Source organism: Terasakiella sp. 4MB5A (assembly GCF_050058155.1).
Classification (GTDB): domain Bacteria; phylum Pseudomonadota; class Alphaproteobacteria; order Rhodospirillales; family Terasakiellaceae; genus Terasakiella; species Terasakiella halodenitrificans.
Map to the genome: position 1 here is coordinate 2,175,299 of NZ_CP188815.1, position 13,666 is coordinate 2,188,964.

The following is a 13,666-nucleotide window of genomic DNA, read 5'->3' on the forward strand; positions in this document are numbered from 1 at the left end:
AAGCTAGGGAAAGAGAAAAAACCAAGGTGGCGACCAATCGCCAAGAATACGGAGAAAACATGACTAAGTCTTCCGGTGACGACTCAAAAAACACATTATACTGCTCCTTCTGCGGCAAAAGCCAACATGAAGTCCGCAAGCTGATCGCCGGGCCTACCGTCTTCATTTGTGACGAATGCGTTGAACTCTGCATGGATATTATCCGTGAAGAAAATAAAACCGGACTGTCCAAATCGGAAGAAGGCGTTCCTTCCCCGCAAGAAATTTTTGATGTTCTTGAAGATTATGTAATCGGTCAGGCTCATGCAAAACGTGTGCTATCTGTTGCGGTCCATAACCATTACAAGCGATTGAACCATATTGGTAAAACTGGCGAAGTGGAATTGGCAAAATCCAACATCTTGTTGGTTGGCCCAACAGGTTGCGGTAAGACCTTATTGGCGCAGACACTTGCACGCATACTGGACGTTCCCTTTACAATGGCGGACGCAACCACATTGACCGAAGCTGGTTATGTGGGTGAGGATGTAGAGAATATCATTCTCAAACTTCTGCAAGCGGCTGACTACAATGTAGAACGGGCCCAGAGAGGCATCGTTTATATTGATGAAGTGGATAAAATCTCTCGCAAAAGCGACAACCCATCCATTACACGCGATGTATCGGGTGAGGGTGTTCAACAAGCCTTGCTGAAAATTATGGAAGGCACCGTTGCCTCCGTCCCACCGCAAGGCGGGCGGAAACATCCGCAACAAGAATTTTTGCAAGTTGATACGACAAATATCCTGTTCATCTGCGGTGGTGCCTTTGCCGGAATCGACAAAATTATTTCACAACGTGGGCGTGATACATCCATTGGTTTTGGGGCGGATGTACGCAGCGAAGATGAACGCGGCACAGGTAAAATCCTGCACGATATGGAACCCGAAGACCTATTAAAATTTGGTCTTATCCCTGAATTCGTTGGTCGACTACCTGTTCTGGCGACCCTTGAAGATTTGGATAATGAAGCACTGGTTCGGATTTTGACAGAACCCAAAAATGCGCTTGTGAAACAATATCAACGCTTATTTGAAATGGAAGAGACCGATCTATCCTTCACCGAAGGGGCCTTGGAATCCATTGCCCAAAAAGCGATTCTACGTAAAACTGGGGCCCGTGGTTTACGCTCGATCATGGAAGGAATCCTTCTTGATACGATGTTCGAACTGCCAAGTCAGGAAAACGTAGAAGAAGTCGTGGTCAATAGCGAAGCGGTTGAAGGTGATGCGCCACCGCTGCTGATTTATGCTGATAAAAAAGAAGAAGCTGAGACAAGTGCCTAAAATAAGCCTGTAACAGCAAAAATAATCAATTTTTTAGCTCCCTTGAAGTTTTCTTCTTGGGAGCTAAATTCTTTATGGTCTAATATGAACGTAACAAGCGATTGCCGATTGTACGGGATTGCAAACTGAACAGACAGTTTTGAAAAAGGGTCATATGTTCGAAAATAATTCTGACGGCACTTATCCCGTCCTGCCACTTCGTGACATTGTTGTCTTCCCGCACATGATCGTGCCGCTATTCGTAGGGCGCGAAAAGTCAGTGCGTGCTTTGGAAGATGTCATGAAGGAAGATAAGCAAATCCTCCTCGTCGCTCAGAAAAACGCAACAGACGACGATCCAAACGCAGATGACATTTACGAAGTAGGTACAGTTTCCACCGTCCTGCAACTTCTCAAACTCCCTGACGGTACGGTCAAAGTTCTTGTTGAAGGTGGCAGACGCGCACGTATTGACGAATACACACAAACAGAAGATTTCTTTCAGGCACGTGTCAGCGAAGTCGAGGAAGACGAAGGTATCACCGAAGAGGTAGAAGCCTTGGGGCGTTCTGTGGTGACGCAATTTGAACAATACGTAAATCTGAATAAAAAAGTGCCGCCGGAAGTTATGGTCTCTATCAATCAGATAGAAGGATCAGGAAAACTGGCCGACACGGTTGCCTCTCACTTGGCTTTGAAGATTTCTGAAAAACAAGAACTTCTTGAAATGCCGGCTGTTGTTGATCGTTTGGAACGTGTCTTCTCCTTTATGGAAACTGAAATCGGTGTCCTGCAAGTCGAGAAAAAAATCCGTAACCGTGTCAAACGCCAAATGGAAAAATCCCAACGCGAATACTATTTAAATGAGCAACTAAAAGCCATTCAAAATGAGTTGGGTGAGGGTGACGACGGCAAGGATGAAAGTTCTGAAATTGAAGAAAAAATCAAGAAAACAAAATTAACGAAAGAAGCCCGCGACAAGGCTATGGGTGAGTTGAAAAAGCTCAAATCCATGAGCCCTATGTCTGCAGAAGCAACCGTTGTACGAAATTACCTCGACTGGATGTTGTCTATTCCGTGGAAAAAACGTTCAAAAATTAAAAATGATCTGGAACTTGCTGAAAAGATTTTGGATGAAGATCACTATGGTCTCGAAAAAGTCAAAGAACGCATTCTGGAATATTTGGCAGTCCAACAACGCACCAAGAAAATGAAAGGCCCGATCATGTGTTTGGTCGGCCCACCCGGTGTTGGTAAAACATCCCTTGGTAAATCCATCGCACGCGCAACAGGGCGTAAATATGTACGCATGGCGCTTGGTGGTGTGCGTGATGAGTTTGAAATCCGTGGACACCGTCGAACTTATATCGGCTCTATGCCTGGTAAAATCGTCCAAGGTATGAAAAAAGCCAAGGCATCCAACCCGCTTTTCCTGCTTGATGAAATCGAAAAAATGGGCAACGACTTCCGAGGTGATCCCGCATCCGCCCTGTTGGAGGTTTTAGACCCAGAGCAAAATAACAAGTTCCAGGATCATTATATGGAAGTGGACTATGATTTGTCTGATGTTATGTTCGTAACAACAGCAAACTCATTAAATATGCCGCAACCGCTTTTAGACCGTATGGAGATTTTGCGTTTATCTGGTTATACAGAAGACGAAAAAGTCGAAATTGCCAAACGCCACCTGATTACAAAGCAAATGAAAGCGGCAGGTTTAAAAGATGACGAATGGTCTATTTCTGAATCAGCGGTCCGTGATCTGATCCGTTATTACACCCGCGAAGCCGGTGTGCGGAATTTAGAACGTGAAATCGCCATGCTTTGCCGCAAAGCAACGCGTGATATTCTTCTTAAAAAATCTGATAAAGTCGCCTTAACAACCCGAAATCTTGAAAAATATGCTGGTATCAAGAAATTCCGTTATGGCGAAGTCGAAGAACAAGACCTCGTCGGCGTGGTTACCGGACTTGCATGGACCGAAGTTGGCGGCGAGATCTTGTCGATTGAAGCCGTTGTAACGCCAGGTAAAGGGGCCGCCCTTTTTACCGGTAAGCTTGGCGATGTGATGAAAGAATCTATTCAGGCAGCGACAACATATGTTCAATCGCGCTGTGTTTCCTTTGGGATTGAGCCAACTGTCTTTCGTAAAAAAGATATTCACGTACACGTGCCGGAAGGCGCTACCCCGAAAGATGGGCCCAGTGCAGGTGTCGGCATGGTCACATCTGTCGTATCCGCCTTAACCGGTATTGCGGTTCGCAAAGATGTCGCGATGACGGGGGAGGTGACCTTGCGGGGTCGTGTTCTTCCCATTGGTGGATTGAAAGAAAAACTTTTGGCTGCACACCGGGCTGGTATTAAATTGGTCCTCATTCCTAAAGATAATGAAAAAGATCTTAAGGAAATCCCTGATAACGTAAAACGCGGTCTTGAAATTGTGCCGGTTCAATGGGTCGATGAAGTGCTTGAAAAGGCCCTTGTCGCGCCCTTGGTTCCCATCGAATGGGATGAAGAAAAAGAGAATCAAGCTGAAATTGCAGCGTCAAAACAGGATGAAGATGCCAATGGTGTTGTAACTCACTGAAATTCTAACTGTGATTCTTAAACAGAAGCCGCCTTTGATGGGCGGCTTCTTTACGTTTTAGCCTAGAATTCAACCCCTGCATGATGAATTAGCCCCTTGGTTGTGACTCCTAGGCAACATCGTGCATTGCAACAACGCAAAAAAGTGAAAAAACTGCGATTTTCTGCGCATCTCCGATTGACTGTAGGAATATGCGTCAGTAAACTTTGCCCGTCTTCGACAATTGGATGGAAACATCTAAGAGTCTTCGCTTTTTAAATAATAACCAACTTTTATAGGGGGCCCAGGTGAACAAGAACGATCTTGTGGCTGCAGTTGCTTCTGGCACCGGTCTGTCAAAGGCTGATGCATCAAAAGCAGTTGACGGCGTTTTCGGCGCTATCACTGATGCACTAAAATCTGGCGATGAAGTTCGCCTCGTCGGTTTCGGCACTTTCTCTGTTGCACAACGTGCAGCATCTGAAGGTCGTAACCCGCGTACAGGTGAAAAGATCCAGATTCCGGCTTCTAAGCAGCCGAAATTCAAGGCTGGTAAAGGCTTGAAAGACGCTGTGAACTAAGAATTTTTTAGTTCTGGAATCCTGTAAAACCGGTTGCCTGTTGGCAGCCGGTTTTACTTTTTGAAAAACATATCATTTTTATGAAAATAACTGTTGCATCACTAAAAATTTCGATTATAAACACGTCAACTTCTTAGGGCGACTAGCTCAGCTGGTTAGAGCACCTCGTTTACACCGAGGGGGTCGGGAGTTCGAATCTCTCGTCGCCCACCATCATCGCAAGATGTAAAATATATACCTGAGAGGGCGACTAGCTCAGCTGGTTAGAGCACCTCGTTTACACCGAGGGGGTCGGGAGTTCGAATCTCTCGTCGCCCACCACTCAGGATCCAAACCGCCAATTCGGCGGTTTTTTTATGCCTGATAAAAAGCTTAACTGGCTTTTGCGAACCATTCCTAAGGACTCGCATTTTAATCGACAAACGCTCAATCCCGTCATTTTGACGTCATCTCCCAACGATATTTAAAAAATATTTTTCCTAAAACCTTCATATAAAACAAAATTAAACATTAGAATTTTCTTTTATAGTAACGGTATCAACGCTTTTCCCAACATCCCGCATTTTTCCTAGGAAAGGACAATTGGTCACACCAAAAACCTACATTTTCCATTTACTTGACAGTGGTTATGGGTTCATCTAAAACCCCAAATCACTGCGTATGCGGGGGTGTAGCTCAGTTGGTTAGAGCGTCGGCCTGTCACGCCGAAGGCCGCGGGTTCGAGTCCCGTCACTCTCGCCAGTTTATTATTGCCGGTTTGCCTTTTTATATTTGAGGTAACGGCGCAACGAGAACGCATGTCTTGCGTTGAAGTAGAAAGGGGAGGTTCTTACTTTTCAAAATTTGCTTGTTGCGACGTTTGATCACCGGATTTCTCTTTAGAAATTTATTTGTTTGTTAAACGGCCTTGCACGGTTGCCCCCCTTTGAACGGGTTCCCATATGAGGGGACTTAGTTTAAAAGATCGGTCTGTCAAGGCATTAAAGGAACGCTACAATGGAAGCACTCCTGCAAGAATATATGCCGATTATCATTTTCCTCGTTATTGCCATTGGGCTTAGCGCGGTATGTATCGGCGGTTCCTATCTCGTGGTGCCACAGCGCCCGGATACGGAAAAGAACGCCGCCTTCGAATGCGGCTTTGAAGCCTTTGAAGACGCACGTACGAAATTCGACGTTCGTTTTTATTTGGTTGCCATCCTTTTCATCATCTTCGACCTTGAAGTCGCCTTTTTATTCCCGTGGGCTATCTCGCTGGGATCTGTTGGCGTTTTTGGCTTCTGGTCCATGATGGTGTTCCTCGGTGTTCTCACCATCGGTTTCGTTTATGAATGGAAGAAAGGAGCTTTGGAATGGGAGTAAATTCCAAGCCCGGTTCTCAAGCTCTTGCCCCCATCCCGCAAGGGACGGAACAAGACGTACTTTTGAAAGCGGTAAGCGACGAAATCCAGGATCGTGGTTTCGTCGTTGCGCAATTGGACAAAGTGGTGAACTGGGCCCGTACCGGTTCACTTTGGCCGTTGACCTTCGGTTTGGCCTGCTGTGCGGTTGAAATGATGCACGCTGGTATGTCACGTTATGACCTTGACCGTTTTGGCATGGTTTTCCGACCAAGCCCGCGTCAGTCTGATGTGATCATCGTTGCCGGTACTTTGACCAATAAAATGGCCCCGGCATTCCGCCGTGTATATGACCAAATGGCAGAACCGCGTTATGTGGTTTCTATGGGGTCTTGTGCTAACGGTGGTGGTTACTACCACTATTCCTATTCCGTCGTGCGCGGTTGTGACCGCGTTGTTCCGGTCGATATTTATGTACCGGGCTGTCCTCCAACCGCTGAAGCGCTGCTCTACGGTCTTCTTCAATTACAGAAGAAAATCCGCCGTACCGGCACGCTGTTCCGTTAAGGGAAGGGGGTAAACGTTATGAGTGAAGCCTTAAAAGAACTTGCCGAAATCATATCGGCAAAACTGGCACAGGAAATTACATCTACGGAAATTCAAAACGGCGAGTTGATCCTCAACGCACGCCGTGATGTCGTTTGTAAGGTTCTGACTTTCTTGCGCGACGATGCAAACTGTCAATTCAAACTGTTGATGGATGTTTGCGGTGCGGATTATCCGACACGTGATGAACGTTTTGATGTGGTCTACAACCTCCTCAGCATCAGATATAACCTGCGTGTTCGCGTGAAAGTCACCACGGATGAAGATACCGCTGTTCCCAGTGTTACAGGTGTTTTCAGTGCCGCTGGTTGGTTCGAGCGTGAAACATGGGATTTGTTCGGCATTTATTTTGACGGACATCCGGATTTACGCCGCATCATGACCGACTATGGTTTTGAGGGTCATCCGCTACGCAAAGATTTCCCGCTGACCGGTTATGTGGAATTGCGCTACGATGACGAACAAAAGCGTGTTGTCTATGAACCAGTTAAACTGACACAGGATTTCCGCAGCTTCGACTTCCTGTCACCGTGGGAAGGCATGCAAGGCCAACTGCCGGGTGATGAAAAAGCGGAGGGCAACGCCTAATGTCTAACAATCAGATTAAAAACTATAACCTGAACTTCGGTCCGCAACACCCTGCGGCACACGGGGTTTTACGTCTTGTTCTCGAACTGGACGGCGAGGTTATTGACCGCGCAGACCCGCATATCGGTCTTTTGCACCGAGGTACGGAAAAACTGCTCGAAAATAAAATCTACGTTCAGGGCACGCCGTATTTCGATCGTCTCGATTACGTTGCGCCGCAAAACCAGGAACATGCGTTCTGTCTGGCGATTGAAAAGCTGACCGGTATGGAAGTGCCCAAACGTGCACAATATATCCGCGTTCTTTATGCTGAAATCGGTCGTATCCAGAACCACCTGATGAACATCTGTTCTTACGCGATGGACGTTGGTGCGATGACCCCGTTCCTGTGGGGCTTCGAAGAGCGTGAAATTCTTTATGAATTCTGCGAACGCGCCTGTGGTGCCCGTATGCATATGAACTACTTCCGTCCCGGCGGTGTCGCACAAGACATTCCAGCTGGCCTGACGGATGACGTTCGTGCATGGGTAGACCGTTTCCCGCAAGTGGTCAAAGATATCGAGACACTGTTGACGGAAAACCGTATTTTCCGCCAGCGTACCGTTGATATCGGCGAAATTTCGTTGGAAGATGCACAGGACTGGGCTTTCTCTGGCCCGAACCTGCGCGGCTGTGGTGTTCCGTGGGACTTGCGTAAAAGCCAGCCTTACGATTCTTATGAAGAGTTTGATTTCGACATTCCGGTCGGCAAAGGTAAAAACGACTGTTTTGCCCGTTACTACCTGCGTATGCTGGAAATGTACGAAACCTGCAAAATCATCAAGCAAGCCTGTGACAAACTGGATACTTGTGTCGGTGAGCCGATCAAATGCACAGACAATAAGTTCACACCGCCGAAACGCGCGGAAATGAAAACGTCTATGGAAGCGTTGATTCACCACTTCAAACTGTTCACCGAAGGCTTCAAAGTGCCTGCAGGCGAGACATATTGTGCCGTTGAAGCGCCCAAAGGCGAATTTGCCGTATATCTCGTTTCTGATGGAACCAACAAACCTTATCGTTGCCACATTCGGGCACCGGGGTTTGCTCACCTTCAGGCTATGGATTTCCTTTCCAAAGGACACATGCTGGCTGATATCACGGCTAACATCGGTTCTCTGGATATCGTTTTCGGTGAGATTGATCGATGAGTAATATGAATATTCAACAACCGGACAGTTTCGAGTTTACGCCGGAAAATCTGGAACTTGCCAAGCAACACATTGCCAAGTATCCGGAAGGTAAACAACAAAGCGCCTGTATGCCGCTGCTGGATCTGGCGCAACGCCAGTACGGCTGGTTGCCAACTGCCGCAATGGATGTCGTTGCCGACATGCTGGGCATGGCACCGGTGCGCGTCTATGAGGTTGCAACCTTTTACACCATGTTCAACAAAGAACCTGTCGGGAAACATCACGTACAGGTTTGCACCAACATTTCATGCTGGCTGCGTGGATCTGACGACATCGTCAAGGCCATTCAGGAAACGGCAGAAATCCAAACGGGTGAAACATCGGTCGATGGACTGATCACACTGGCGGAAGTGGAATGTCTGGGCGCATGTTCGAACGCACCGATGATGCAAATCAACGACGACTATTACGAAGACCTGACAGGTGAAGATGCTGCCCGGATCATTAACGATCTGCGTTCCGGCAAAACACCGAAGCCGGGCCCGCAAAATGGTCGTAACGGGGCTGCACCGCTTGGTGAGCCGACCAGCTTGACGGGAGATGCTTAATGCTTAGTGATAAGGATCGCATTTTCACGAATATCTACGGCCTGAAAGACAAAAGTCTTAAAGGTGCGCAATCCCGCGGTTGTTGGGATGGCACAAAAGGTATTCTTGAAAAAGGTAAAGACTGGATCATCGACGAAATGAAGGCTTCCGGTCTTCGTGGTCGTGGTGGCGCGGGCTTTTCAACTGGTATTAAATGGAGCTTCATGCCGAAAGAAGTCGGTGATCGCCCGCATTATCTGGTGATTAATGCCGACGAAGGTGAACCCGGTACCTGTAAAGACCGCGAGATCATGCGTAATGATCCGCACACTCTGATTGAAGGGGCCTTGATTGCTTCCTTCGCCATGCAGGCACATGCTTGTTATATTTATATTCGTGGTGAATTTGTCCGTGAAGCCGAAGCTTTACAGGCTGCGATCGACGAATGTTATGAAAACAAGATGATCGGCAAAAACAACGTGCACGGATGGGATTTCGATTTCTACGTACACCGTGGTGCCGGTGCTTACGTCTGTGGTGAAGAAACTGCCCTGATCGAAAGCCTTGAAGGTAAAAAAGGTCAACCGCGCCTGAAACCGCCGTTCCCGGCAGGTTCCGGTCTTTATGGTTGTCCGACGACGGTAAATAACGTTGAATCTATCGCGGTTGCCCCGGAAATCCTGCGACGCGGTGCGTCCTGGTTTGCCGGCATTGGTCGCCCCAACAACTCCGGAACCAAGCTTTATGGTATTTCCGGTCATGTTGAACGCCCCTGTGTTGTTGAAGATGCGATGGGGATCACCCTTCGTGAACTTCTCGAAAAACATTGCGGCGGCGTCATCGGTGGTTGGGACAACCTGATGGCTGTTATTCCGGGTGGGTCATCCGTTCCGGTAATGAACAAAGAACAATGCGATAACGCAATCATGGATTTCGATGGTCTGCGTGAGCATGGTTCAGGTCTGGGAACTGCGGCTGTCATCGTGATGAAGAAAGACACCGACGTGATCAAGGCGATCACTCGTTTATCCGACTTCTATCACCACGAAAGCTGCGGTCAATGTACACCGTGTCGTGAAGGTACCGGCTGGATGCAGCGTATGATGCATCGTATGGTCGTTGGCAATGCCTCAGTGGAAGAAATCGATTTGCTTGAAGCTGTCACAAGACAGGTTGAAGGCAACACGATTTGCGCCCTCGGCGATGCCGCTGCCTGGCCGATCCAAGGTCTTATCAAGCATTTCCGTCCGGAAATGGAAGCTCGTATTGCTGCCTATCAGGCGGCAAAGAACGCAGCAGCTTAGGAGATTAATGAATGCCCAAGCTGACAATTAACGGTAACGAAATCGAAGTCGAAAACGGTTTGAGCGTGCTGCAAGCATGTGAACAAGCCGGTATCGAAGTTCCGCGTTTCTGTTACCACGAGCGTCTCTCCATTGCAGGTAACTGTCGTATGTGCCTGGTTGAAATGGAAAAAGCGCCGAAACTGATTGCCTCCTGCGCGATGCCGGCAGGCGAGGGGATGGTCATCAACACCGACAACGAACGTGTTAAAAAAGCGCGTGAAGGTGTGATGGAATTCCTGTTGATCAACCACCCGCTAGACTGTCCGATCTGTGATCAGGGCGGTGAATGCGACCTGCAGGATCAAGCCATGGCTTACGGTGGCGATAAAAGTCGCTACACAGAAGCCAAGCGTGCAGTTACGGATAAAGACTTCGGTCCGATCATCCGTCCGTTTATGACCCGTTGCATTCACTGCACACGTTGCGTGCGTTTCACCGAAGAAGTCGCCGGTACATCCGATATGTGCGGCACCTACCGTGGTGATTACACCGAAATCGGAACGTATGTTGAAAAAGCAATTGAAACGGAATTGGCCGGTAACCTTGTTGACCTGTGCCCGGTTGGGGCATTGACCAGCAAGCCTTACTCTTACACCGCGCGTCCGTGGGAATTGAAGAAAACCGAAAGTGTTGACGTGTTCGACGCTGTTGGGACAAACATCCGACTGGATGCCCGCAGCAACGAAGTTCTACGCGTTCTGCCGCGCCTGAACGAGGACGTCAACGAAGAATGGCTGGCTGATAAAGGCCGTTACGCTATTGACGGTTTGACCAAACAACGCCTTGATCGTCCGTATGTACGCAAAGACGGTAAGCTTCAGCCCGCGACATGGGAAGAAGCCTTTGCGGTTATCGCTGATAAACTGAACGGTCTGGATGGATCCAAGTTTGCAGCATTGGCCGGGGATATGGTCGATGCAGAATCCATGTTCGCGCTGAAACTTTTGGCCGAAGCACTGGGTTCTAAAAACATCGATTGTCGTCAAGATGGTGCGAAACTGGATGCAAGCGTTCGCGCAAGCTATCTGTTCAACACTACAATCGCCGGGATTGACGAAGCAGACGCCTGCCTGATTATCGGGTCCAACCCGCGTTGGGAAGCGCCGATCATCAATGCACGTCTTCGTAAACGTTACATCAACCACGGTTTCAAACCGGCCGTTGTTGGCCCGAACTTCGATCTGACATACAAAACAGATTATCTGGGTGAAACAGCCAACGTTCTTCAAGCCATCCTTGACGGATCCAACCCGTATGCGGAAACCTTGAAAAACGCATCCAAGCCAATGTTGATCCTCGGTCAAGGCGCGTTAGCCCGTGAAGACGGCGCTGCAATCCTCGCCTTGGTTAAGGAAATTGCAGACAAATATGGCTTTGTCAGTGATGAGTGGAACGGCTTTAACGTTCTGCACACTGCCGCAGCCCGTGTCGGTGGTTTGGAAATGGGCTTTGTGCCTGCAGAAGGTGGACTGGATACAGCTGCAATCGTCAATGGCGGTGCGGAAGTGGTTTACCTGTTGGGTGGCGATGAAATCGACACAACCAAACTTGGCAATTCTTTCGTTATCTATCAAGGCCACAACGGGGATGCCGGCGCACAATGTGCCGACGTTATCCTGCCAGGCTGCGCCTATACGGAAAAAGACGGAACTTACGTCAATACCGAAGGCCGCATGCAATACGGTTACAAGGCCGTCTTTGCACCGGGTGAGGCGAAAGAAGACTGGACGATCCTGCGAGCACTGTCCGAAGTCATCGGCAAAAAACTGCCGTTTGATAATCTGGTACAGCTTCGCGCCAAGCTGGCAGAAGTCAGCCCGACATTTGCAAACCCGGATGAAGTTCAGCCCGCAACGTGGGAAAACTTCGGTGTCAAAGGTGATGTCGCTGCAACACCGCTGACTTCACCCATTCATAACTATTACATGACGGACCCGGTAAGCCGCGTTTCCAAAACGATGGCAGAATGTACCGAGGCCCTGATCAACCCGAAACAAAGGACTGGTACAAATGGCTGAGTTCTGGGACGGTTATCTTTGGCCGACGGTCTGGACAGTTATTAAGGTCCTGGCCATCGTTCTTCCGCTGTTGGGTGGCGTTGCTTACCTGACTTTGGCCGAACGTAAAGTCATTGGCTCCATGCACCTGCGTCGCGGTCCGAACGTTGTCGGCCTGTGGGGCTTGCTGCAACCGTTGGCCGATGGTCTGAAACTTTTCCTTAAGGAAATCGTTATTCCGACCGGCGCCAGCCGTGGCGTCTTTATCATCGCACCGATGTTGACCTTGATTTTGGCCTTGATTGCCTGGGCGGTTATTCCGTTCAGCGATACTTTGGTCCTGTCAAATATCAACGTGGGTGTCCTTTACCTGTTTGCGGTTTCCGGTCTGGGTGTCTATGGCATCCTCATGGCGGGTTGGGCTTCTAACTCCAAATACGCATTCCTCGGTTCGCTTCGTTCAGCAGCGCAGATGGTATCTTACGAAGTCTCTATGGGCTTTATTATCATCACCGTGTTGGTCTTCACCGGTTCTTTGAACCTGAACGACATCGTCGAAGCACAGCGTGGCATGTGGTACATGTTCCCGCTGCTGCCGATGGCTGTCATCTTCTTTATCTCCGTTCTGGCGGAAACCAACCGTCACCCGTTTGACCTTCCTGAAGCGGAAGCCGAATTGGTCGGTGGGTATAACGTTGAATACGGCGGGATGGCATTTGCCCTGTTTTTCTTGGGTGAATACGCAAACATGATCATGATGGCCGGTTTCACAGCCGTTCTGTTTATGGGTGGTTGGCTTGCACCGTTCGGGATGGATTTCATCCCCGGTCCGATCTGGTTGATCCTGAAGGTCTGCTTCTTGCTGTTCATCTTCATCTGGGTTCGTGCGGCTTATCCGCGTTATCGTTACGACCAACTGATGCGTCTGGGTTGGAAAGTCTTCCTCCCGACCTCGTTGATCGGTGTCATCTTTTATGCCGGCGTTGCCTTCTATGGCGGTTTCGCACCGGGTATGCAGTAAGGAGAACTGAAAGATGAGTTTAATGTCTCGTACAGCTCGCGCGTTCTTCATGAAAGAACTGCTCGAAGGTCTGTGGATCACTTTTCGCTATATGTTTAAGCAGAAAGTGACGCTGAACTATCCGTTTGAAAAAGGTCCGTTATCACCGCGTTTTCGCGGGGAACACGCCCTTCGTCGTTACCCAAATGGTGAAGAACGCTGCATTGCCTGTAAATTGTGTGAAGCGATTTGCCCGGCACAAGCCATCACCATCGAAGTTGAACCGCGTGACGATGGTTCACGCCGTACAACGCGTTACGACATCGACATGACAAAATGTATCTACTGTGGTTTCTGTGAAGAAGCCTGTCCTGTAGATGCCATTGTCGAAGGTCCGAACTTCGAATTCGCCACCGAAACACGTGAGGAGCTGATGTACAATAAAGACAAGCTTCTTTTGAACGGTGAGCGTTGGGAAACTGAACTTGCAGCCCGCATTTCCCTTGATGCGCCGTATCGCTAAGAAGGGGGTTGGGAAAAGAAATATGATTTTATTTGTAAATATCCTGAATAGCCGGG

The 13,666-nt window shown here is 48.7% G+C and carries 12 protein-coding genes and 3 tRNA genes; all 15 read left to right on the top strand.

Annotated elements, in window-relative coordinates; translation table 11 throughout:
- The first annotated feature begins 59 nt into the window (after nt 1-59).
- The gene (clpX, locus tag ACI0FF_RS10015) at nt 60-1,325 is read left to right on the top strand and encodes an ATP-dependent Clp protease ATP-binding subunit ClpX (RefSeq protein ID WP_419796726.1); all 1,266 of its coding nucleotides are present in this window, start codon (nt 60-62) and stop codon (nt 1,323-1,325) included.
- Between the two features lie 154 nt (nt 1,326-1,479).
- Nucleotides 1,480-3,891: an endopeptidase La gene (gene lon, locus ACI0FF_RS10020; RefSeq protein ID WP_419796727.1), complete on the top strand. Its 2,412-nt coding sequence runs from the start codon at nt 1,480-1,482 to the stop codon at nt 3,889-3,891.
- Nucleotides 3,892-4,178: 287 nt separating this feature from the next.
- Nucleotides 4,179-4,451: an HU family DNA-binding protein gene (locus ACI0FF_RS10025; RefSeq protein WP_069185710.1), complete on the top strand. Its 273-nt coding sequence runs from the start codon at nt 4,179-4,181 to the stop codon at nt 4,449-4,451.
- Between the two features lie 136 nt (nt 4,452-4,587).
- Nucleotides 4,588-4,664, top strand: a tRNA-Val gene (locus tag ACI0FF_RS10030).
- A gap of 31 nt (nt 4,665-4,695) precedes the next feature.
- Nucleotides 4,696-4,772, top strand: a tRNA-Val gene (locus tag ACI0FF_RS10035).
- A gap of 343 nt (nt 4,773-5,115) precedes the next feature.
- Nucleotides 5,116-5,192 (top strand) — tRNA-Asp (locus ACI0FF_RS10040).
- A gap of 255 nt (nt 5,193-5,447) precedes the next feature.
- Complete coding sequence (locus tag ACI0FF_RS10045; protein ID WP_419796728.1) at nt 5,448-5,813, top strand: NADH-quinone oxidoreductase subunit A; 366 nt, start codon at nt 5,448-5,450, stop codon at nt 5,811-5,813.
- Nucleotides 5,804-6,358: a NuoB/complex I 20 kDa subunit family protein gene (locus ACI0FF_RS10050; protein WP_188660045.1), complete on the top strand. Its 555-nt coding sequence runs from the start codon at nt 5,804-5,806 to the stop codon at nt 6,356-6,358. Before ACI0FF_RS10045 ends, ACI0FF_RS10050 begins: the two co-directional genes overlap by 10 nt.
- Before the next feature lie 18 nt (nt 6,359-6,376).
- Nucleotides 6,377-6,985, top strand: a complete 609-nt coding sequence (locus ACI0FF_RS10055) for an NADH-quinone oxidoreductase subunit C (protein ID WP_419796729.1) — start codon at nt 6,377-6,379, stop codon at nt 6,983-6,985.
- Nucleotides 6,985-8,175, top strand: coding sequence for an NADH-quinone oxidoreductase subunit D (locus ACI0FF_RS10060; RefSeq protein ID WP_419796730.1), 1,191 nt, complete (start codon nt 6,985-6,987; stop codon nt 8,173-8,175). The genes ACI0FF_RS10055 and ACI0FF_RS10060 overlap by 1 nt, the downstream gene beginning before the upstream one ends.
- Nucleotides 8,172-8,765, top strand: coding sequence for an NADH-quinone oxidoreductase subunit NuoE (gene nuoE, locus ACI0FF_RS10065; protein WP_188660054.1), 594 nt, complete (start codon nt 8,172-8,174; stop codon nt 8,763-8,765). Before ACI0FF_RS10060 ends, nuoE begins: the two co-directional genes overlap by 4 nt.
- Complete coding sequence (gene nuoF / locus ACI0FF_RS10070; RefSeq protein WP_419796731.1) at nt 8,765-10,048, top strand: NADH-quinone oxidoreductase subunit NuoF; 1,284 nt, start codon at nt 8,765-8,767, stop codon at nt 10,046-10,048. The genes nuoE and nuoF overlap by 1 nt, the downstream gene beginning before the upstream one ends.
- 11 nt (nt 10,049-10,059) lie before the next feature.
- A complete protein-coding gene (gene nuoG, locus ACI0FF_RS10075; protein ID WP_419796732.1) occupies nt 10,060-12,108 on the top strand; it encodes an NADH-quinone oxidoreductase subunit NuoG in 2,049 nt (682 codons plus the stop codon).
- Nucleotides 12,101-13,108: an NADH-quinone oxidoreductase subunit NuoH gene (nuoH, locus tag ACI0FF_RS10080; protein ID WP_188660063.1), complete on the top strand. Its 1,008-nt coding sequence runs from the start codon at nt 12,101-12,103 to the stop codon at nt 13,106-13,108. Before nuoG ends, nuoH begins: the two co-directional genes overlap by 8 nt.
- A gap of 13 nt (nt 13,109-13,121) precedes the next feature.
- Nucleotides 13,122-13,610, top strand: a complete 489-nt coding sequence (gene nuoI / locus ACI0FF_RS10085) for an NADH-quinone oxidoreductase subunit NuoI (RefSeq protein ID WP_419796733.1) — start codon at nt 13,122-13,124, stop codon at nt 13,608-13,610.
- Nucleotides 13,611-13,666: the final 56 nt, after the last annotated feature.

Coding starts and splice junctions, on each gene's coding strand:
- ACI0FF_RS10055 (WP_419796729.1), top strand. CDS start 6,377: ATGAGTGAAGCCTTAAAAGAACTTGCCGAAATCATATCGGCAAAACTG.
- nuoE (WP_188660054.1), top strand. CDS start 8,172: ATGAGTAATATGAATATTCAACAACCGGACAGTTTCGAGTTTACGCCG.
- lon (WP_419796727.1), top strand. CDS start 1,480: ATGTTCGAAAATAATTCTGACGGCACTTATCCCGTCCTGCCACTTCGT.
- clpX (WP_419796726.1), top strand. CDS start 60: ATGACTAAGTCTTCCGGTGACGACTCAAAAAACACATTATACTGCTCC.
- nuoG (WP_419796732.1), top strand. CDS start 10,060: ATGCCCAAGCTGACAATTAACGGTAACGAAATCGAAGTCGAAAACGGT.
- ACI0FF_RS10060 (WP_419796730.1), top strand. CDS start 6,985: ATGTCTAACAATCAGATTAAAAACTATAACCTGAACTTCGGTCCGCAA.
- nuoF (WP_419796731.1), top strand. CDS start 8,765: ATGCTTAGTGATAAGGATCGCATTTTCACGAATATCTACGGCCTGAAA.
- ACI0FF_RS10050 (WP_188660045.1), top strand. CDS start 5,804: ATGGGAGTAAATTCCAAGCCCGGTTCTCAAGCTCTTGCCCCCATCCCG.
- ACI0FF_RS10045 (WP_419796728.1), top strand. CDS start 5,448: ATGGAAGCACTCCTGCAAGAATATATGCCGATTATCATTTTCCTCGTT.
- nuoI (WP_419796733.1), top strand. CDS start 13,122: ATGAGTTTAATGTCTCGTACAGCTCGCGCGTTCTTCATGAAAGAACTG.
- nuoH (WP_188660063.1), top strand. CDS start 12,101: ATGGCTGAGTTCTGGGACGGTTATCTTTGGCCGACGGTCTGGACAGTT.